The 18,919-nt window shown below is 73.2% G+C and carries 16 protein-coding genes, 2 tRNA genes and 3 pseudogenes; 5 read left to right on the top strand and 16 right to left on the bottom strand.

The genetic code is table 11. The annotated features are described in order from the left end of the window. Positions 1–86 precede the first annotated feature (86 nt). Entirely contained in the window at positions 87–1,676 is a 1,590-nt protein-coding gene (locus tag ABD317_RS00105; RefSeq protein ID WP_344286522.1) for a xylulokinase, read from the bottom strand. A 129-nt stretch (positions 1,677–1,805) separates the two neighbouring features. Then, entirely contained in the window at positions 1,806–2,126 is a 321-nt protein-coding gene (locus ABD317_RS00100) for a YtxH domain-containing protein (protein ID WP_344286520.1), read from the bottom strand. Positions 2,127–2,306: 180 nt separating this feature from the next. Between ABD317_RS00100 and ABD317_RS00095 the strand changes: the two genes are divergently transcribed. Continuing rightward, positions 2,307–2,379, top strand: a tRNA-Asn gene (locus tag ABD317_RS00095). A gap of 221 nt (positions 2,380–2,600) precedes the next feature. Next, positions 2,601–2,674 (top strand) — tRNA-Ile (locus ABD317_RS00090). Between the two features lie 98 nt (positions 2,675–2,772). Here ABD317_RS00090 and ABD317_RS00085 read toward each other — a convergent pair. The 8 genes and pseudogenes from ABD317_RS00085 to ABD317_RS00050 form a co-directional block, all read right to left on the bottom strand. Continuing rightward, on the bottom strand, positions 2,773–2,919 hold the full coding sequence (locus ABD317_RS00085; protein WP_344286686.1) for a DUF6510 family protein: 147 nt from the start codon (positions 2,917–2,919) through the stop codon (positions 2,773–2,775). Positions 2,920–3,083: 164 nt separating this feature from the next. Next, positions 3,084–3,128: pseudogene (locus tag ABD317_RS00080) on the bottom strand (hypothetical protein); the annotation flags it as partial. Between the two features lie 283 nt (positions 3,129–3,411). Then, positions 3,412–3,826 (bottom strand): annotated as a pseudogene (locus ABD317_RS00075) (molybdopterin-binding protein). 660 nt (positions 3,827–4,486) lie between these two features. Further along, entirely contained in the window at positions 4,487–6,310 is a 1,824-nt protein-coding gene (locus tag ABD317_RS00070; protein ID WP_344286518.1) for a thiamine pyrophosphate-requiring protein, read from the bottom strand. Between the two features lie 348 nt (positions 6,311–6,658). Further along, positions 6,659–6,982, bottom strand: coding sequence for a plasmid stabilization protein (locus ABD317_RS00065; protein WP_344286516.1), 324 nt, complete (start codon positions 6,980–6,982; stop codon positions 6,659–6,661). A 158-nt stretch (positions 6,983–7,140) separates the two neighbouring features. Next, entirely contained in the window at positions 7,141–7,695 is a 555-nt protein-coding gene (gene msrA, locus ABD317_RS00060; RefSeq protein WP_027753265.1) for a peptide-methionine (S)-S-oxide reductase MsrA, read from the bottom strand. Between the two features lie 153 nt (positions 7,696–7,848). Then, positions 7,849–8,009 (bottom strand): annotated as a pseudogene (locus tag ABD317_RS37655) (peptide-methionine (R)-S-oxide reductase); the annotation flags it as partial. Positions 8,010–8,193: 184 nt separating this feature from the next. Then, the gene (locus ABD317_RS00050) at positions 8,194–9,531 is read right to left on the bottom strand and encodes a protoporphyrinogen/coproporphyrinogen oxidase (protein WP_344286514.1); all 1,338 of its coding nucleotides are present in this window, start codon (positions 9,529–9,531) and stop codon (positions 8,194–8,196) included. Between the two features lie 293 nt (positions 9,532–9,824). On the opposite strand from ABD317_RS00050, the gene ABD317_RS00045 reads away from it, so the two are divergent. Further along, positions 9,825–10,649 (top strand): AfsR/SARP family transcriptional regulator, encoded by an 825-nt coding sequence (locus tag ABD317_RS00045; protein WP_344286512.1) that lies wholly within the window; start codon positions 9,825–9,827, stop codon positions 10,647–10,649. A gap of 57 nt (positions 10,650–10,706) precedes the next feature. Here the strand turns inward: ABD317_RS00045 and ABD317_RS00040 are convergent, their stop codons facing one another. The 6 genes from ABD317_RS00040 to ABD317_RS00015 form a co-directional block, all read right to left on the bottom strand. Beyond that, positions 10,707–11,942 (bottom strand): 3-hydroxybenzoate 6-monooxygenase, encoded by a 1,236-nt coding sequence (locus ABD317_RS00040; RefSeq protein ID WP_344286510.1) that lies wholly within the window; start codon positions 11,940–11,942, stop codon positions 10,707–10,709. 86 nt (positions 11,943–12,028) lie between these two features. Next, positions 12,029–12,361, bottom strand: a complete 333-nt coding sequence (locus tag ABD317_RS00035) for a hypothetical protein (protein ID WP_027753262.1) — start codon at positions 12,359–12,361, stop codon at positions 12,029–12,031. After that, complete coding sequence (locus tag ABD317_RS00030; RefSeq protein ID WP_344286507.1) at positions 12,349–14,244, bottom strand: anthranilate synthase family protein; 1,896 nt, start codon at positions 14,242–14,244, stop codon at positions 12,349–12,351. Before ABD317_RS00030 ends, ABD317_RS00035 begins: the two co-directional genes overlap by 13 nt. After that, on the bottom strand, positions 14,241–14,903 hold the full coding sequence (locus ABD317_RS00025) for an isochorismatase family protein (RefSeq protein ID WP_344286505.1): 663 nt from the start codon (positions 14,901–14,903) through the stop codon (positions 14,241–14,243). Before ABD317_RS00025 ends, ABD317_RS00030 begins: the two co-directional genes overlap by 4 nt. A 63-nt stretch (positions 14,904–14,966) precedes the next feature. Beyond that, complete coding sequence (locus tag ABD317_RS00020) at positions 14,967–15,737, bottom strand: 2,3-dihydro-2,3-dihydroxybenzoate dehydrogenase (RefSeq protein ID WP_344286503.1); 771 nt, start codon at positions 15,735–15,737, stop codon at positions 14,967–14,969. 100 nt (positions 15,738–15,837) lie between these two features. Beyond that, a complete protein-coding gene (locus tag ABD317_RS00015; RefSeq protein ID WP_344286501.1) occupies positions 15,838–17,010 on the bottom strand; it encodes a 3-deoxy-7-phosphoheptulonate synthase in 1,173 nt (390 codons plus the stop codon). A 178-nt stretch (positions 17,011–17,188) separates the two neighbouring features. Between ABD317_RS00015 and ABD317_RS00010 the strand changes: the two genes are divergently transcribed. Both ABD317_RS00010 and ABD317_RS00005 read left to right on the top strand, forming a co-directional pair. Continuing rightward, positions 17,189–17,722 carry a cupin domain-containing protein gene (locus tag ABD317_RS00010; RefSeq protein WP_344286499.1) on the top strand — a complete coding sequence of 178 codons (534 nt, stop codon included), beginning with the start codon at positions 17,189–17,191 and terminating at the stop codon, positions 17,720–17,722. Between the two features lie 34 nt (positions 17,723–17,756). Beyond that, positions 17,757–18,752 carry an amidohydrolase family protein gene (locus ABD317_RS00005; RefSeq protein ID WP_344286497.1) on the top strand — a complete coding sequence of 332 codons (996 nt, stop codon included), beginning with the start codon at positions 17,757–17,759 and terminating at the stop codon, positions 18,750–18,752. Positions 18,753–18,919 lie beyond the last annotated feature (167 nt).

Below are 18,919 nucleotides of genomic sequence, written 5' to 3'. Positions count from 1 at the left end.
GCGGCCGGCGGGCCCGGCCGTGCCCCGACCCGCGGCAGGCGGCGGCGTACGTCTGCCTGCCTGCGGGCCGCGGGCCCGCCCCGCGCTCAGCTCTGCGCGACTTCCCGCCCGGCTCCCGGGTGCTCTCCCTGCTCCTCCTGCCCCTGCCCCGGCCCGCCGCCGGCCACTGCACCGACCGCGCCCGCCGCAGCCGCCGCCGCACCCGCCGTGCCCGCGGCAGGCGTCAGCGCGCCGGGGTACACCGACTCCCGTACCGACGCATACTGCTGCCGTACCGCCTGCCCCAGCACCAGGTCCTCGTCCGGCTCGAACGTCTCGTGCGGCCCCGTCTCCCACACCGGCGGCGCCTCCGCGCTCAGCCGGCCCTCCGCGGCCCCCAGCGCCCAGGCCGCCTGCCGGGCCGCGCCGAGGGCCGCGTAGTCGGCGGACGCCGGGACCACGACCTGCGCCTGGAAGACGGCCGGGGCCAGCGCCTGGACCGCCGGGAGGCCGGCCGCGGCGCCGAGGAGGAAGACGCGGCGTACGGTGACGCCGCGGGCGCGCAGCACCTCCAGCGCGTCCGCGAGGCCGCACAGCATGCCCTCGAAGGCGGCCCGGGCCAGGTGCTCCGGGCGCATGCTCTCGCGGCGCAGGCCGTGCAGGGAGCCGGCGGTCTGGGGGAGGTTCGGGGTGCGCTCGCCGTCGAGGTACGGCAGGAGTACGAGGCCGTGGGCGCCGGGCGTGGAGGTCAGGGCCAGCTCGGAGAGCCGCTCCAGGTCGGCCGGCGCCAGGCCCTGCAGCTCGGCGGCGCCGCGCAGGGCGCGTACGGCGTTGAGGGTGTGGACGACCGGCAGGTGCATGCCGGTGGCGTCGGCGAGGGCGGTGATGGTGCCGCCGGCGTCGGGCAGCGCCGCGTCGTGGACGGCGTAGACCGCGCCGGAGGCGCCGAGGGTGACGACCGCGTCGCCGGCGCCGACGCCGAGGCCGAAGGCGGCGGCCATCGTCTCGCCGGTGCCGGCGGAGATCAGCAGCCCCTCCGGCGTGCGGCCGGCGGCCTCGGCGGGGCCCAGCACGTCCGGCAGGCCCGCCTCGTGGCCCAGGGCCAGCTCGACGAGGTCGCGGCGCCACTCGCCGGCGTGCGCGGACCAGTAGCCGGTGGTGGAGGCCGAGCCGCGGTCGGTGGTGCGGCGGGGCGGCTTGCCGAGGAGCTGCCAGACGAGCCAGTCGTGCGGGGTCATCAGCTGGGTGGTGCGCGTGGCGTGGTCGGGCTCGGTGGCGGCGAGCCGGCGCAGCTTGGTGACGGGCAGCTTCGCGTCCGGCACGGCGCCGACGGCCTCGGCCCACGCGGCCCGGCCGCCCAGCTCGTCGACGAGGTCGGCGGCGGCTCCCTGGGCCCGCTTGTCGTTGCCGGTGAGCGCGGGGCGTACGGGCGCGTCCGCGGCGTCCAGCGGGATGACCGCGTGCTGCTGGGCCGTGACGCCGATGGCCTGCACGCCTTCGAGCAGGCCGCCGTCGGCGGCCTCGCCGAGGGAGAGCAGCCACGTCTGCGGGTCGGCCTCGTACGGCGCCGGCACCTCGGCGGACTCGGGCACGGGGTGCGGGGCGTAGCCCTGCTTGAGTACCGCGCCGGTGTCGGCGTCGCAGACGACGATGTTGGTGCCTTCAGGCGAGCTGTCCAGACCGGCGACTATCCCCATGCCGCAGATGATGCCCTATCGGCCGGGCCGGTCGGGCACCGGAGCGGTTTCGGCCGCGGGACCGACAAGATCCGGCCCATCTGGGCGGGGCCTGCTCGAACCGGTGCTCGCCCGGCAGCTGCTCCGGGGTCAGGTGTTCGTCGTACCCCAGTCGTCGGCCTCCTCGCGCCGGCTGCCGCCGTTCGCGTGCCCGTTCCCGTGGCGGAGGTGCATGCGCGAGGCGAAGTTCTCCGGCACCACGTCCGCGAACTTCACGGAGATCGAACTCGCCGCCTTGGTCACCGCGTCCCGGCCGGTCAGCGCCGCGGCCTCGGCCGCGTTGCGCACCGCCGGGGACTCGCTGAACTGCTGCGCCGCCTTCCGCAGCTGCTCATAGCGCTCACGTCCCGCCCGACTGCCCAGGACGTACCCGACGGCGATCCCCACGACGAAGCTCACCCGGTACCGCATGTCTCCACCTTCCCTCGGCCGACATCGACTGGGCTGTCCCGCCCTGCCGTCACCGGTACGGCTACCCGGGGAGGGGGAGGGGTGAATACCGATTTCGGAGCGGACCCAGCCATGCGCTAATGTATTGCGAGCAGCACAGGAGCGCCCCCCGGGAGCCGGAAGGGCCTCCGTGCGGAGCAGTCCTCCGTAGCTCAATCGGCAGAGCAGCCGGCTGTTAACCGGCAGGTTACTGGTTCGAGTCCAGTCGGGGGAGCAGGTACGCGAAGGCCCCGACCGGGGCCTTCGTCCTTTCTGTCCCGCACGGCCCGCCCGGCCCCGCCGCCCGTCCCGGAACCGGACGCGGTCTTCCCGCGTCCTTCCGGGCATGCGCAGCGGCCCGGGCTCCACTCCGGCAACGGGGTCTCCGGGCGACAGATCGTATGAGCGGCTATGCTGCGGCAGACGGCGCGCACATCTGTGCGTGACGCGCCGTACGGGGCGGTAGCTCAGCCGGTTAGAGCAACGGACTCATAATCCGTCGGCCGTGGGTTCGAGTCCCACCCGCCCCACCCACCCCTCTTCCCGAAGGATCGTTTCTACCGCCGGACAACCCTCGGGAGCACGCCGAGGACTGTCCGCCGTGCGGGCCACCCCCTGGAGCGCTCCCTCAGGGCTCTGCCATGGGGATGGCCAGGGAGGCTGCGCCGCTCATGTCGAGCCATACCGCGTCCCTTGTCCGTGTCAGACGCAGCATGACGCGCCCGCACTGCTGGCAGCGTGCGACCAGGCCGGGTGCGTGCCGGTAGACGTGCAGGCGGGCGAGGGGGCCCGTGCAGCCGCAGTGGGCGCACCGGCTCGGCGCGGTGAGCCCGCGGGAGCCTCCCTGCTGTAGAGGTACGTCGTGTCCAGCCCCGGGGCCCCCTTGCGCAGCTCCGAGCGGTACAGCAGGTCCGAGGGCGCCCGCACGGCGTACAGGAGCCGGAACGGGGTTCGGCTGCCGGCCGCCTCCCGGGCGCGGACCATGGACATGAGCGGCACGAGTCCCGATCCGCCCGCCACCAGCAGAACCGGCTCTGTCTGCTGCTGTCCCCACACGAGGTAGGGCGACACCTCCCCGTCGGGTGTGCGCTGGACCGTCAGCTCCAGGGTCCGGCCGTTGGGGGCCGAGGCGATCGAGTAGCTGCGCTGGGTGCTGTAGCCGTCTTCCGCGGTGAGCCTGACACGTGCTGTCCGGCCAGGTGCCCGGGCCAGTCCGGCAGGTCCAGCGTCAGGGTGACGGCCGTCTCGGACTCCGCGTGCCGGTCCGTCACCGAGGCGATCCGCCACCGGAGCCGGTCGCCTGGTCTCCCTGGTACCGCTGCTCTCGCCATGGATCTCCGTAGTCGTGGTAGCCGGCGCTCTCCCAGAAGCCGGGCGGGGCCGCCGTGTTCGGGCGCGAGATCGCTGCCCCCGTAGCCGTAGGCGATCCATGCTTTGCCGTCGACCAGATCGGCCAGGGGGATGTTCGGGGAATCGGCCGGGAGCGCCGTCAGGCCCGCCCAGTCCCACACGTGCCGCTTGCCGGCTTCCGTGGTCACCGGCAGTTCCCAGCCCTCTCGCCGGACGCGGGGAGTGGGCCCGGCGGACAGCACCGGGAAGCCGGTCGTCTCGTACTGCCCCGGCGGCAGCTTCGTGCTCGCCGGCGGCCTTCGGCCGTGGAACCCACGCGAGATGAGCGCCATACGCGCCGTCCTTGTTCGTCTCCAGCTCAGGCGCTCAGCGCCGTCGCCACTGCGTCGCGTACGGCCTCGACCAGCTCCTGCGCCTGCCGGTGACCGGCGGGGTCGATGCCGGACCGGTCGGTGACTCATGGACCGGTAGGTCTGTGACGACGCTTGCGCAGTGCGCTTGCCGCCGCCGCCGCGGCGAGCGCCGCGCCCGTCAGCGCAGGGCCCGGGTAGCGCGCGAGCGAGGCTTGCCAGGAGCGGCTGTGGGAGGAGTCGTCGAAGACGCCGTGGGCGCCGTGGTCGCTGCCCGGTGGCTGGTCGACGGGCTTGAAGAGATTGTTCTCGCCGGTCGGCCGGTCATCGGTCTGCTGGGCGTCGAAGCCGGTACGGGCGAGGTAGCCGTCGAGGAGGGCGGGGACGAGCTTGCACGATCGTGCCGTGGTCGCGCGGGAGCATGCGTGTCAGCGCGGTCCGGGTGCCGTTGACGATGTTCGCGCCGCGTTCGGCGTACAGACGCGCGGTCGCCCTGCCGACGCCTGCGCTGGCACCGGTGATCACGACGTGAACGGGCACGGTCATCCTCCTGCTTCCGGCTCAGGGTGCCATCCGCCTCAGCTCCGTCGGTGGGCACGGTGCAGACGGCCGTCTCCAGCCGTTCCACGGTCGGGGCGGGCGTCACTGATCCCCGTCGGCGTCCGGCCGGTTCTCCCGGCGTGCACCGCCCGGGAGCATTTCCTGGGCTTTGGACTTGATGCCCTGGCGGAGCATGGCGGTGCGGTCGGTGTCGCCTTTGAGGACGGAGGCCGTGGCGGCCTGGATCTGGTCGAGGGTGGCGTGGGGTGGGATGGGGGGCACGGCGGGGTCGGTGTGGAAGTCGAGGACGTAGGGCCGGTCCGCGGCCAGGGCCGTCTCCCAGGCGTGCCGCACCTGGCCGGGCCGGTCGATGCGGAGGTCGCCGAGGCCGAGGGAGCGGGCGAAGTCGGCGTAGGGGATGTCGGGAAGGGATTGCGAGGGCAGGAACTGGGGTGCGCCGTTCATGGCGCGCATCTCCCAGGTGACCTGGTTGAGGTCGTGGTTGTTGAACACGGCCACGATCAGGCGGGGGTCTTCCCAGTCCTGCCAGTACTTGCGGATCGTGATGAGTTCGGCGAGGCCGTTCATCTGCATCGCGCCGTCGCCGACCAGGGCGATCGCGGGCCGGTCGCCGTGGGCGAACTTGGCGCCGATGGCGTAGGGGACGCCGGGGCCCATGGTGGCCAGGGTGCCGGACAGCGAGCCGCGCATGCCGTCACGCATCCGCAGGTGGCGGGCGTACCAGTTGGCGGCGGAGCCGGAGTCCGCGGTGAGGATGACGTCCTCGGGCAGCAGGGCGTTGAGGGTGTGTGCGACGTGTTCGGGGTTGATCGGGTCGGCGTCGACCGCGGCGCGGCGCTCCATGACCTCCCACCAGCGGGCGGTGTCCTGCTCGATCTTCTTGCGCCAGTCGCTGTCCCGGGCCTGCCGCAGGTGCGGGAGGAGCCTCTGGAGGGTGGTGCGGGCGTCGCCGATGAGGTTGATCTCGAAGGGGTAGCGCAGGCCGACCATGTGCGCGTCGACGTCGATCTGCACGGCGCGCGCCTGGCCGTACTCGGGGAGGAACTGGGAGTAGGGGAAGCTGGAGCCGATGACCAGCAGGGTGTCGCAGTCCTGCATCAGCTCGTACGAGGGCCGGGTGCCCAGCAGGCCGATCGCCCCGGTGACGTAGGGGAGTTCGTCGTCGAGGACGTCCTTGCCGAGGAGCGCCTTGGCCACGCCGGCACCCAGCCGGTCGGCGGTCTCCATGACCTCCCGGCGGGCGCCGCGCGCGCCCTGGCCGACGAGGATCGCGACCCTCTCACCCGCGTTGAGCAACTCCGCCGCGCGTTCGATGTCGGGGTCGGCCGGGACGGGCGCGGAGTTCGACATGTCCAGGCTGGAGGGCACCATCTTGAACGCGTGCTCGGGCGCGGAGTAGTCGAGGTCCTGTACGTCGGCCGGGATGATGAGGGCGGTGACGGTGCGGCGGGCGATGGCGGTGCGCATGGCGCGGTCGAGGACGTTGGGCAGCTGCTCCGGGACGGTGACCATCTCGCAGAAGTCGGACGCGACGTCCTTGTAGAGGCTCAGCAGGTCGACCTCCTGCTGGTAGGAGCCCCCCATGGCGCTGCGGTCGGTCTGCCCGACGATCGCGACCACGGGTACGTGGTCGAGCTTGGCGTCGTACAGGCCGTTCAGGAGATGGATGGCACCGGGCCCGGACGTGGCGGCACACACCCCCACCCGCCCGGAGAACTTGGCGTAACCCACCGCCTGGAAAGCGGACATCTCCTCGTGCCGCGCCTGGACGAACCGGGGCTCGTTGCCCGCCCGGCCCCATGCGGCGAGAAGTTCGTTGATGCCGTCGCCGGGATAGGCGAAGACGTGCTCGACCTTCCACGCACGCAACCGGTCCAGGACGTAGTCGGAAACCTTGGTCGGCATACCGCCGCCTTTCGATGGTGGGTGAGCGCGCCCCGCGGATCGCGCGGGAGGGCTCAGGGGGGCGCTGGGCGAGGCGTTCGGGACGCTCGTGCGGCAGGTCTTCGTCGAGGCCGAGGGCCGGTGCCTCTGCGAGATGCAGGGCGTGGCGGCGGCGGCCGGTGTCGGCCTGATCGATCTGCGTACGGCAGCCGTCCGTCGTGTACGCTCCCCTGCTGCCGGCATCGAAACGGACCTCGCCATCGACCGCCCCGACCAGCTCGGCCGCCACCGTTCCGCCCACTCGGACGAAATCGCAGAGCAGGATCGCCGATCGGCTGTCCGGGTGAGCCGACGTCCGGCTGAGGGCTCTCAGCGCCCGAGCGTGCGCTTGAGCTGGGCCTTGTTCATGGACGAGCGGCCATGGATGTTGCGGCGGCGGGCTTCCGCGTAGAGCTGGTCGTAGGTGGGCCCGCCGGGGCCCGAGTGGGAGCGCAGGCCGCCCCTGCGGCCGGAGGAGATGTCCTTGGTGGAGGCACGGCTGGCGGTGCGTGCCTCGCCGGTGCGGGCGCGCTCCTTGTTCACCGTGCGGGCGGCGATCTCCTTCGCCCGCCGCGTGCCGGTGCCGCGCTTCTGCGCGCCCTCCTTGATGTACTCGTACTGACGTTCCCGCTTCTGGCTGGACCCACTCGGCATGGCGCCTCCTGTCGGCTTCGTAGGGCGGATCACACCATCGTGTGCCACTCCCAATGCGACATCAAACGGGCAGAACGCCCCAGAGACTCAGCCGCCGCCAAGCGCTACGCGGCTGCGGTGCGGTCGGCCCGGACGCGGCCCGCACCGTTGGTGAGCCGTCAGCCGGTGGTTGCGGTGTGTGCGGGCAGTACCCAGTCCGGCCGCGGGAAGTGGCAGGTGTAGCCGTTCGGGTAGGTGATCAGATAGTCCTGGTGCTCGGGCTCGGCCTCCCAGAACGGGCCGGCGGGCTCGATGGTCGTGACCGCCTTGCCCGGCCACAACCCCGACGCGTCCACGTCCGCGATCGTGTCGCGGGCGACCTTCTCCTGTTCGGGGGTGAGCGGGAAGATCGCCGACCGGTAACTCGTGCCGACGTCGTTGCCCTGGCGGTTCAGGGTCGACGGGTCGTGGATCTGGAAGAAGAACGCCAGGATGTCACGGTAGGTCGTCCGCGCCGGGTCGAACATGATCTCGACGGCTTCGGCATGGCCCGGGTGGTTGCGGTACGTCGCGTGATCGTTCTCGCCGCCGGTGTATCCGACACGGGTGGCCAGCACCCCTGGCTGCCGGCGGATGAGATCCTCCATGCCCCAGAAGCACCCCCCGGCCAGAACGGCCGTCTCCGTGCCCGGTTCGCGGGTGATCTGTCCAGTGTCGTGTATTCCGCTGGTCATGGTGTGCGCCCCTCTGTGCTGGTGTCGTCGGTCCCGAACAGCGAGCGGTACCGGCCGTAGCCCTGCGCCTCCAGCTCGGAGAGCGGGATGAAACGCAGCGCGGCAGAAGCTCGGCCAACCGGTGCCGCTGTCGTACTTGTCGAGAGACGAGAACAACGGCTGGCCGAGACCACGTCCACGTAGATCCCGGCCTCGTGGTTGTTCCAGTACTCGTTCCGGAACGCGGGCTCGGTCCCGTCCTTCTGCGTGACGCGGAACTGACTGTCGGTGAGGCGGCTCAGCGCCTCCGGGGTCTTGCCGTAGCCGTGTGCCACGATCCTCTCCTTTCCCGACGTCGCTGGCTACGACGCCACCGGGGACAACACTGCACGGAACGGTTTTGGTCCCGGCCCCTGAGGACTCACTGTGATCTCGATCTCAGATGCGGGGAAGAGCAGGTCTGGAATATCCGCGGCAGTGCGCTCAGTGGACTCAGCGTGACCCCTCCGCCGGGGCGCGTCACCGGCGGGCGCTTCGCGGCTCCAGGAGGCGGGAGGCCGCCCAGGCGCCCGTGGCCGCGGCGCTGTCCGTCCACGGCAGGCCGGTGTAGTCGCCGGCGAGGATCAGGGGGCGGCCGTGCGGCGGGGTGCGGCGGTAGGCGGCGACGGCGCGGGCGCGGCCTACGGGGGAGCGGGGTTCGGCGGCGGGCCAGCGGACGACGTGGGCCGTGGTCACGGCGTCGCCGATGCCGGGGAGGCGGCGTTCGACCTCCGGCAGGACCGCGGTCACCACGTCGGCGTCGCCGTGCGCACGCAGCCGCTCGGCGGCGTCGCCGGTGAGGAAGACGCCGAGGAGTTCGCCGCGGCCCGCCGTGCGGTCCGGGGACTTGTTGCCCTCCACGCTCAGCGCGGCGACGTCCTGGCGCTCGCGCTCGGGGAGGAGCACGCCGTAGACGTCCCGCAGCGCGTCGGGCGGCCGCCAGGTCCGTGCCGTGCCGAGCATCAGGGTGGCCGTGGCGCTGTAGGTGCAGGCGAGCAGGTCGGCCTCGGCCGGGGTCGCCTGCGTGCCGAGCAGCTCTGCGGCGGTGTGGGCAGGCGCGGCGAGGACGACGTGGTCGCCTTCGAAGCCCCCCTCCGGCGTCGTGACGTGCGCTCCGTCCGCCCCGAGCGCGAGGCCGGTCACCGGGTGGCCGGTGCGTACGTCGAGGGGGTCGGCCAGGGCCTCGGGGATGCGGCCGATCCCGCCCTCCACGGTCATGGTCCGCGGTCTGCGGTAGCCGAAGGCGGCCATCGCCATCGCCAGCGCGCGCGAGGTGCCGTGCAGCGGCTGAAAGTAGAAGCCCTGCAGCATCGGCTCGTAGAAGTAGTCCGCGACCGCGGGGACGGTGTCGTCGGCGAGCCACCCCGCGGCGTCGCGGTCGTCGAACGGGGCCCACGCGCCGTAGTCGGTGAGCGACCTGCCGCGTACGTGGCGGCGGAGGGCGGCGAGGTGGCGTGCCAGGGCGAGGAGTTCCCGCGGGCGCAGCAGCCCGCCGGTGGTGACCGACAGCGGGTTGCCGTAGCGGATGCGCCGCGGCGCCCCGTCGCGGACGACCGCGGCGTACGGGCTCGTCGGCCGCCAGGCGGCGCGCAGCCCCGTCTCCCGTACGAGGCCGGGGAGTTGCTCGTACGCCCGGGAGAGGAACTGGGCGCCGCGGTCGATCACGTACCCGTCGACGGTCTCGCTCGTCATCCGCCCGCCGACGCGGTCCGCGGCCTCCAGCACGGTCACGGCCGCCCCCGCGGCGGCGAGCCGGCGCGCGGCGACGAGCCCCGCGATCCCCGCCCCGACGACGATCACCCGCGGCCCGCGTCCCATTCCGCCTCCGTCTCGGGCGTGCGTCCGGCTCCCGTGTCGCGGCCTCATGCGAGCCGGGCGCCGCCCTCGACCCGCTGCCGCACCCGGCCCGTACGGGACTGCCCGCGGCCGCCGCGCGCCGGGCGAGCCGGCGTGGTGCGCGGCGCTCCGGCCGCTGCCCGTCGGCGGCCTGCCGGGCGGGGGGAAACTGTTCTTCTTCTCGTTCTTTGACATGCAGAGAACCCTGGCTTTTACTCAACATACTCACCACGGACGGCACGGGCAGCGGCGGCTGCGGCAGGGGGGACGTGGGCATGGAGATCGAGGTGCTCGGCGGGCTCGAAGTCCGCAGAAACGGCAGGTCGATCGTGCCGAGCGGGTCGGAGGCGCAGCAGGTGCTGGCGCTGCTGGCGGCCCGGGCCGACCAGGTCGTGCCGATGACCTCGCTCATCTGCGAGATCTGGCAGGACACCCCGCCGCACGACGCGCGCCGCCGCGTGGAGGCGCTGGTGTGCCAGTTGCGCAAACGTCTCGCGGCGGCCCTCCAACTCGGCGGTGAGCCCGCCGCCGCAGCGTCGAGCATCCTCGTCTCCGTACCCGGGGGCGTGCTGCTGGACAGCAGGTGCAGCACGGTCGACTTCCGTGCCTTCCAGCGCAGCGTCGGCGCGGGTCTCCGGCTCCTGGAAGCCGGCCGGGTCGCCGAGGCCGCCCGGCGGCTGCGGGACGCTCTGGACCTGTGGCGGGGCCCCGTCTTCGCCGGCGTGCGGCAGGGGCCGTACCTGGAGGCCGAGGCGCGCCCGCTAAAGGAGGCCCGCCTCGGCGCGCTCGATCAGTGGGCGGAGGCGGAACTGCGGCTGGGCCGGCAGGCCGAGCTGGTTCCGGAGCTGACCCTGCTCACCGGCCGCCACCGGACCGACGAGGGGCTGCACGGGAAGCTGATGACGGCCCTGCACCGCTGCGGCCGCAGCGATGAGGCGCTCGCGGTGTACAACTGGTTCCGCGCCGCGCTCGCCCGAGAGCACGGAACGGAACCGTCCGACCGGCTCGGCCGGATCCGGCACGGAATCCTGCTGGAGGTGCACGACACGAAGCCGACGTCTCTGCTGCTCAGGGACGACTTCCTGCTGCAGGTGGCCTGACGGCCGGAGCCACCGGAGCAACGGCCGTCACCGGTGCCGTCAGCCAGCGCAACCTGCTCAAGGCGCCGCCTCCTCGGGCCGCCGGGCGGGCCGGTCGAGTGCCGCGGGGGCGAGCGCCTCGGTGAAGTCCCGGGCCCCGTGCAGCCACGCCGCCTTCCGGTACAGGCCGTCGGTGCCCAGGGAGCTGAGCATCGCGTTCCGCGCCCGTGCCGCGGGGCCCGCCGGGTGGTAGAGCCGGCGTCCCATCTCCCGCGCCACCAGCTGGGCGCACGCGGTGCGTGCGCGGCGTTGGGCGTTGTACGTCGCCAGGTGCCGGGCCACCTCGCCGGTGCCGCGGCCGAGCACCCTGCCGATCACGACGGCGTCCTCCAGCGCCTGGCAGGCGCCCTGTGCGGCGTACTGGAGCATGGGGTGCGCGGCGTCGCCGAGCAGCGCCACCCGGCCGTCGACCCAGACGTCGACGGGGTCGCGGTCGCAGAGGACCCAGGTCCGCCACTCCTCGCCGAGTTCCAGCAGCGCCCGCGCGGTCTCCCCGAGGCCGGGGAACTCGCCGAGGACGTGGGCCTTCCCGGCGGGTACGCCCGTCACGGCCCGCGTTGCCCCGTCGTCGCGCGTGGCGGCCAGGTTGAGGTGTGCGCCGCCGCCGATCGGATAGTGGACGAAGTGCCATCGGGGGCCGGCCCAGAGGGTCACGGTGTTCCAGCGCAGTTCGCGGGGGACCCTGGCCATCGGGATGACGGACCGGTAGATGGTGTGGCCGGACACGCGCGGCCCGCCGTCGCCGACGAGCTGCCGGCGTATCGCCGAGTGGATGCCGTCGGCGCCGATGAGCACGTCGGCGGTGAACGTCCGGCCGTCCCCGGTGAGCGCGGTGACCGAGGCAGGGTCCTGCGCGTAGCCGACGACCGGGTGGCCGGTGCGGAGTTCGACCGCGGGGGCGGCGCGGCAGGCGTCCAGCAGCGGCTGGTACAGGTCGCGGCGGTGGACGACGGCGTACGGGTTGCCGAACCGCTCCCGGTACGCGCCGGTGAGCGGCATGCCGGCCACCCGTTCGCCGGTCGTGCCGTCCATGAAGCGCAGTTCGTCGATGAAGACGGCCGCGTCCCGTACGGCCTGGCCGACGCCGAGCAGGTCGAGGGCGTGGAAGGCGTTGGGCCCCAGCTGGATGCCGGCGCCCAGTTCGGTGAAGGCGTCCTGGCGTTCCAGGACCGTCACCCGGTGTCCGCGGCCGGCGAGTGCCAGGGCCGTCGCGAGGCCGCCGATGCCGCCGCCGACGACGACTGTGTCCGCCATGACTGGTCGGTTCCTCTCATCCGGTGGATCGGTTGCGTGCCGCCGAGCGGTCGTGGCGGTCCGCGGGGCCGGCCGTTCGCCCGGGGTCACCGCTCCCAGACCAGGCCGCGGCGGCCGAGGGCGGCCACCTCGTAGGCGCCCTCGACGGTGGCCTCCACGTCGAACTCGGCCCTCTCGACGGGCGGGCGGCCGATGAGTTCGGCCGCGCGCTGGGGGATCGGGGCCGCCGCGGCCTCGGGCGACTCCCACAGCAGCACGGCACCCCAGCGGTTGCGGTCCGGGTCGGAGATCCACAGCTTCAGGCGCAGGCCGGGCACCGCGGCGAAGCGGTCGACCGCCTCGTCGCGCAGGAAGTCCCGCAGCGAGGCGATGGTCTGCCCGGACCCCTCCAGGTCCCACCACACGATCACCGCTCGCATGTGCGCAGCACCTCCGTCAGCAGGCCGCCGAGGATGCGCACACCGTCCCGGGTGAGGACGGACTCGGCATGGAACTGCGTCGAGGCGAAGCTGCGTCCGCGCAGCGCGTACACCTCGCCGGTACGGGGATCCCGGCTCACCTCGACCAGGCCGCGCGCAGGGTGGTCCAGCTTGTCGTCGGTGCTGCGGGCGGCGAAGGTGTTGTAGAAGCCGACCCGTTCGCGCCTGCCGAAGAGGTCGATCTCGCGCTGAACGCCCTGGTTGGGGACCCGCCTCCGCACCAGGGGCAGGCCAAGCCGGGTGCTGAGCACCTGGTGGCTGAGGCAGACCGCCAGCAACGGCAGGCCGCGGGCGAGCGCACGGTCGGCGGCGGTGGCCAGATGGGCGATCTTCGGGTGACCGGTCTCGCGCGGGTCGCCCGGTCCCGGGCCCAGCACGAGCAGGTCGTGGCCCTCGGTCCGGTACGGCTCGTCGAACCGCCGTACCGTCACCCGCAGGCCCAGGGCCGTCAGCTGATGGGCGATCATCGCCGTGAAGGTGTCCTCCGCGTCGATGACGAGCACGCGGCGTCCGGCCAGGTGCGGCGCGGGGCGTGTCCGCCCCGCGGGTTCCGCCAGCCAGAACCCGGCGATCCCGTCGTTGCGGCGGCCGAGCGCCGCACGCACCTCGGGACGGTCGGCGAACCGCCGCGGCGCTTCCGCGCTCAGCGCCGCCAGCAGCCCGTCGGCCTTGGCGCGGGTCTCCGCGGCCTCGCCCGCCGGGTCGGAGTGCCGTACGAGGGTGGCGCCGACGCCGATGCGCAGCCGCCCGCGGGCGTCGATGTCGGCCGTGCGGATCAGGATCGCGGAGTCCATGGTCTGGCCGTCGTGCTCGTCGCGACCGACCAGGGCGGCGACCCCGCTGTAGTAGCCGCGGCCCTCCGGCTCGTACCGGCTGATCACCCTGCAGGCGCTCTCCAGCGGCGAACCGGTCACGGTCGGCGCGAACATCGTCTCCCGCAGGATCTCGCGCACATCCCGGGAGCTGCGGCCCTCGATGACGTACTCGGTGTGCGCGAGCCGGGCCATCTCCTTCAGGTACGGGCCGACGACCCGGCCGCCGCCTTCGCAGATCCGCGCCATCATCTTCAGCTCTTCGTCGACGACCATGTACAGCTCGTCGGTCTCCTTGCGGTCGGCGAGGAACTCCAGCACGCCCGCCAGCTCCGGTCCGGCGCCGGGGTAGCGGTAGGTGCCGCTGATGGGGTTCATCACGGCGACGCCGCCGTGCAGGCTGACGTGCCGCTCCGGGCTGGCGCCCACGAGGGTGCGGTCGCCGGTGCGGATGAGGAACGTCCAGTACGCGCCGGTCTCGCGGCGCGCCAGCCGCCGGAAGAACGACAGCGCGCTGTGCGGCGTGCAGTCGGTGATGTCGGCGGTGAAGGAGCGTCTGATAACGAAGTTGGCGCCCGTGCCGGTGCCGATCTCCTTGTCGATCACGTCGCGCACGATCGCCGCGTACCGGTCGTCGTCCGGCTCGAAGCGGCCGTCGGCGAGCGCGACCGGCTCGTCGGGGAGCCGGCGCAGCGCGTCGTCGAGCGGCAGCGCGGCCTGGGCGCGGACGGTCATGGTGAGCAGGGGCTCGCCGTCGTCGTTGACGGCGTACCCGCGCTCGGCGATGTGCCGGTAGGGGATGAGGGCCAGCACGTCGTGCCGGGGGCCGGGCGGCGACGGGTCCGCCGCGGACAGGGGGACGGCGTCGACGGTGTCCACCGCCCGCACGTCGCCGGCGAGGACCTCCAGTGCCGCCGCGCCCGTGGCCTCCGGCCGGTGCAGCAGCGCGTACGCCGCGTGCCGGCCCGACAGCACCTCGGCGAGCAGGTCCGGGGCGCCTTCCCCGGTCACGGGCGGGCACCTTCCGCCACGAGGCCGCTGCCGAGCCCGCGCACCGCGGACGCGGTGGGGAGCACGACCGCGCACCGTTCGGCGGCGTAGGTGAGGGCCTGCCGGTGGTAGGCCGCGGAGAAGTCGGCCACGGCGTCGGCGACCAGGAACGGCTGGATGTCGTGGGTGAAGGCGTCCACGGCGCTCGTCAGCACGCCGACATGTGCGTACACACCGCAGACGATCAGCTGGTCGCGGCCGTGGTCGCGCATCCGCGCCAGCAGGTCGGAGCCGAAGAAGGCGCTGTAGCGCCACTTGGCGAGTTCCCAGTCCCCGGGAGCGGGGGCGAGGGGCCCGACGACCTCGCGGTCCTCCGGGTCGACCCGCATGCCCGGCCCCCAGAAGTCCTTCAGCAGCCCGCGCTGTTCGTCGGTCATGCCGCCGGGCTGGACCGTGTACGCGACGGGGACACCGAGCCGGGCGCACGCCGCGCGCAGCCGCACCGCGTTGCGTACCAGCGTGTCGCGCGGGGCGGCCGGCAGCGGCCGCAGGAAGTAGTGCTGCATGTCGTGGACGAGCAGGACCGCCCGGTCCGGGGAGACGGCCCAGTCGGGCGTGGGGGCGGGGAGTTCGTCCGCGGTGGGCATGGCGTAGGGGGCGATGGCGGGGATGCCGGCCATGGGTCTGCCTTTCCGGGCCCTTCGGGCCGCGTCCGGGTGCGTGCGATCGCTGCCGGGGCGCCGTCAGACGCCGAGGGCCGCGCCGCCGTCGACGGTGAGGGAGTGCATGGTGATGTGCGCGGCCCGGTCGGAGAGGAGGAACGCGACGGCGTCGGCGACGTCGTCGGGGCGGGCGAGCCGGCCCAGCGGGATGCCGACCCGGAACGCCGCGGGCACGCCGTCGACGGACGCCTGCGCGCCGTCGGCCTCCTGCCACATGGCGGTGAGCATCGGCGTGTCGGTCGAGCCGGGGGCGACGAGGTTGCAGCGGATGCCGTGCCGGGCGACTTCGAGGCCGAGGCACTTGGTGAACAGGGTCGCCGCCGCCTTTGAGGCCGCGTAGGCGGCCATGTCCTGGCGGGCGGTTCCGGCGGCGTTCGACGCGACCGTGACGAGGGCGCCGGAGGACCGCTCCACCATGCGGCGGACCACGGCGCGGGACATGTGGAACACGCCCAGGGTGTTGACCGCGAAGGTGGCGGACCAGTCCGCGTCGGTGAGGTCGACCACCTTGCCGAGCCGCAGCACACCGGCCGCGTTGACGAGGCAGTCCAGCGCGCCGAGGCCGTCCTCGGCCCGGTCCACGGTCCGCTCCACCTGCGCCGCGTCGGTGACGTCGCAGGGGAACGCCGTCACCTTCAGGCCGCCGGCGGCCAGCTTGCCGACGGTCTCCGCCAGGCGCTCGGCGTCCACGTCGACCGCGGCCACGTGCGCGCCGCGCTCTGCGAGGACCCGCGCCACCGCCGCGCCGATGCCGCCGGCCGCGCCGGTGACCAGGGCGTTCTTCTCAACCATGTCTCTCGCTCTCCGAGGTCGGCCACTCGCACGTCGGTGCGGTGGCGAACGGAAGGGGACGGAACAGGGGGACGCACGGGGGGACTCGGCCGACCGGTGTTCACCCCCGCCAGGCCGAGGCCACCGCGACGGCCTGGCGGGGGTTCAGGCGCGGGTCGCACAGGCTCGTGTACTTGTCGCTCACCCGGTCCATCTCCGACCGGTCCGTCACGCACTCCGTCACCTCGTCCGGGGTGGTCTCCAGATGGAGCCCGCCGGCTGTGCCGCCGGACTCCGTGACGGCGGTGTGGAAGTCCTCGACCTCGCGCACGATGGACTCGACCAGCCGCGTCTTGAATCCGTCGTCGGTGGTGACGGTGTTGCCGTGCATGGGGTCGGTGAGCCAGATCACCGGGTGGCCGGCCGCGCGGACGGCCGCGACCAGCCCGGGCAGCAGCGCCGCAACGGTCTCGCCGCCCATCCGGGCGATGAGGGTGAGCCGGCCGGGGACCCGGTCGGGGTCCAGCCGCTCGCACAGGGCGAGCAGCTCGTCCGCGGTGACGGCGGGGCCGACCTTGCAGGACACCGGGTTGGCGACGGCGGCGAGCAGGGCGGCGTGGGCCCCGTCGACCTGGCGGGTGCGCTCCCCGATCCACGGCCAGTGCGTCGAGGTGAGCAGCAGCCGGCCGTCCGGCTGCCGGTGCAGCTGCGGCAGTTCGTAGTCGAGCAGCAGCGCCTCGTGGCTGGTCCACACCCGGGCGTCGAGCCCCGGGACGGCGGAGCCGTGCGGCCAGCCGAGGTGCCGCAGCACGTCGGCCGCCGCCCGGTAGCCGCGCAGGAGCCGGCGGGGATCGGGGCACCGCAGCCGGGGGTCGGGTTCGGGCGAGTTCACCATGTGGCCGCGGTAGACCGGGAGTTCGGCGCCGGAGACCACCTCGGTGGGCCGGGACCGGGGCTTGGCGAACTGCCCGGCCATGCGGCCCACCCGCAGCACGGGCCGGTGCGCGGTCATCCGCACCGAGCCGGCCAGCATGTCCAGCAGCCCCGACTTGCGGGCGACCTCCGAGGGCGTGGCCTCGTCCCAGTCCTCCGCGCAGTCCCCGGACTGGACGACCTGCACGCGCCCGGCGGCGGCCTCCGCGAGGTGGGCGCGCAGCGCGTCCGTCTCCGCGAGGGTGACCAGCGGCGGAAGTGTGCCGAGTTCTTCCCTGACCCGCTGGATTTCCGGATTCCCCGCCCAATCGGGCTGCTGCTGCGCGGGCAATGAGCGGATGAATTCGTGGACGCGGTTCACCAGACGCCTCCCAGTCGGCAGTTTCCAAGGACTCTGGCCATACCGGGGACCGGAACACCACGGGCGCCACGGAACTATGTCAGGTCAGGGAGCGCGGCCGGAGTGACCTGACGTAGTACGTCCATCCGGTTGCCCCGCGTTCTTTCACCGGCACAGACTCGCCTGTGCCATTCAGGTCATGTGGGCGCTCGTTCGCCAGCGCGGAACGGAGTCGGTCTCAGTGAGCTTCGAGGATCAGCCGGTACGCCGAGTTGTCCATGTTCCACCAGGTGAAGGGCCTAGTCGCTGGGCATTCGGGGACAAGTACACGGTCAAGTCGGGTGCGCACAACACCGGCGGCCACTTCTTCATGATGGAGGCGCTTGTGCCGCCCGGCGGGGGCCCGCCCCCGCATATACACCACCACGAGGAGGAGGCATTCTACGTACTTGAGGGAAAGGTGGACCTCTTCGCCGGAACGGAGCGCGTCGGGCTGGAATCCGGATCCTACGTACACGTTCCGCGCGGCTCGGTGCACAATTTCAAGAACATGAGCGACGAGCCGTCCAGACTCCTCATCATGTTTCTGCCCGGCGGTAAGGACAGGTTCTTCCTGGAGGCCGGGATATCCGCGGACAACGGCGCACCGCCGCCGCCCCCCGGCCAGTACGAGCTGGACGTGGAGCGGGCGCTCCGCGTGGCCGCCGAGTTCGGCGACGAATACCTCTCATGACCCACCGGACCCCGACGACCCCCGGGAGCAGCCAGTGACGAACGACAGCCAGCACGTCATCCCGTCCGGTTCCACCGGCCTGGTCGACGTCCACCACCACGCCGTACCCCCGGCGTACCGGGCGGCGCTCGGCGACCGGGTGGCCATCCCCGGAGTCGACTACCCCGGCTGGAGTCCCGACGACAGCCTGGAGGTGATGGACCGCCACGGGATCGACGCGGCGGTGCTGTCCATCACCGCTCCGGGCGTCTCCTTCGTCCCGGGCGACGAGGCCGCCAAGCTCGCCCGCCAGGTCAACGAGTACTTCGCCGCCCTGATCGCGGAGCGGCCGGCCCGCTTCGGGGCGTTCGCCGTCCTGCCGCTGCCCGACGTGACCGCCGCCCGGGCGGAGCTGGCCTACGCCGTCGACGAGCTGGGGCTCGACGGCGTCGGGCTGCTGACCGGCTACGGCGACCGCTATCTCGGGGACGCGGAGTTCGAGCCGCTGCTCGCGGAGATCTCGGAGCGCGGGACCGCGGTCCACGTGCACCCCATGACCCCGCCCGCGCGGGATCTGGCGACCTTCGGACTGCCGCCGTCGCTGTACGAGTTCACCTTCGAGACCACCCGCACCGCGGTCAGCCTCCTGTACAACCGGGTCCTCGACCGGCTGCCGGACCTGAAGCTGATCCTGTCGCACGCCGGCGGCACCCTGCCGTTCCTGGCCCGCCGGCTGACCCACGGGCCCACCATCGGGGCACACCTCGCCGAGCGGGCCCCCGCGGACGTGATCGGCTCGCTGGCCCGGCTCCACTACGACATCGCGATGTCCGCGAACGAGTTCGCGCTGCCGGCGCTGACGCGGCTGGCGGGCACCGGGCACATCCTGTTCGGCAGCGACTTCCCCTTCATGCCGGCCTCGCACACCACCGAGAACACCGAGGGATTCCGGACCTTCGCCGGCTGGACCGGCCACGAGCGCGCCGCGGTCGGGCGGTCCAACGCGCTGCGGCTGCTGCCGACGCTGGCCGCCCGGCTGAAGTCCGCGTGACGCCGCCACACCACCCCACCGGCCGTCGCCGGACGGCACCCCGTCGCTCCGGTACCCACCGCGCGACCGAACCACCGCTAGCAGAAGGGTTTCCGTCACCGTATGAGTACTGAGCAGCATGGAAAGCTGAGCCGCAGAACGCTGCTGGGCAGCCCCGCCGCCGTGGG

Origin of the sequence: Streptomyces synnematoformans, assembly GCF_039531005.1 — a bacterium.
Taxonomy (GTDB): domain Bacteria; phylum Actinomycetota; class Actinomycetes; order Streptomycetales; family Streptomycetaceae; genus Streptomyces; species Streptomyces synnematoformans.
Note: the sequence above shows the minus strand (reverse complement) of the source record. Positions and strands in the feature narration are given on the sequence as shown.

Bases quoted from the DNA above. Each gene is read 5' to 3' on its own strand.
- ABD317_RS00105 (WP_344286522.1), bottom strand. From the start codon at position 1,676: ATGGGGATAGTCGCCGGTCTGGACAGCTCGCCTGAAGGCACCAACATC.
- ABD317_RS00100 (WP_344286520.1), bottom strand. From the start codon at position 2,126: ATGCGGTACCGGGTGAGCTTCGTCGTGGGGATCGCCGTCGGGTACGTC.
- ABD317_RS00070 (WP_344286518.1), bottom strand. From the start codon at position 6,310: ATGCCGACCAAGGTTTCCGACTACGTCCTGGACCGGTTGCGTGCGTGG.
- ABD317_RS00065 (WP_344286516.1), bottom strand. From the start codon at position 6,982: ATGCCGAGTGGGTCCAGCCAGAAGCGGGAACGTCAGTACGAGTACATC.
- msrA (WP_027753265.1), bottom strand. From the start codon at position 7,695: ATGACCAGCGGAATACACGACACTGGACAGATCACCCGCGAACCGGGC.
- ABD317_RS00050 (WP_344286514.1), bottom strand. From the start codon at position 9,531: ATGGGACGCGGGCCGCGGGTGATCGTCGTCGGGGCGGGGATCGCGGGG.
- ABD317_RS00045 (WP_344286512.1), top strand. From the start codon at position 9,825: ATGGAGATCGAGGTGCTCGGCGGGCTCGAAGTCCGCAGAAACGGCAGG.
- ABD317_RS00040 (WP_344286510.1), bottom strand. From the start codon at position 11,942: ATGGCGGACACAGTCGTCGTCGGCGGCGGCATCGGCGGCCTCGCGACG.
- ABD317_RS00035 (WP_027753262.1), bottom strand. From the start codon at position 12,361: ATGCGAGCGGTGATCGTGTGGTGGGACCTGGAGGGGTCCGGGCAGACC.
- ABD317_RS00025 (WP_344286505.1), bottom strand. From the start codon at position 14,903: ATGGCCGGCATCCCCGCCATCGCCCCCTACGCCATGCCCACCGCGGAC.
- ABD317_RS00020 (WP_344286503.1), bottom strand. From the start codon at position 15,737: ATGGTTGAGAAGAACGCCCTGGTCACCGGCGCGGCCGGCGGCATCGGC.
- ABD317_RS00010 (WP_344286499.1), top strand. From the start codon at position 17,189: ATGTGGGCGCTCGTTCGCCAGCGCGGAACGGAGTCGGTCTCAGTGAGC.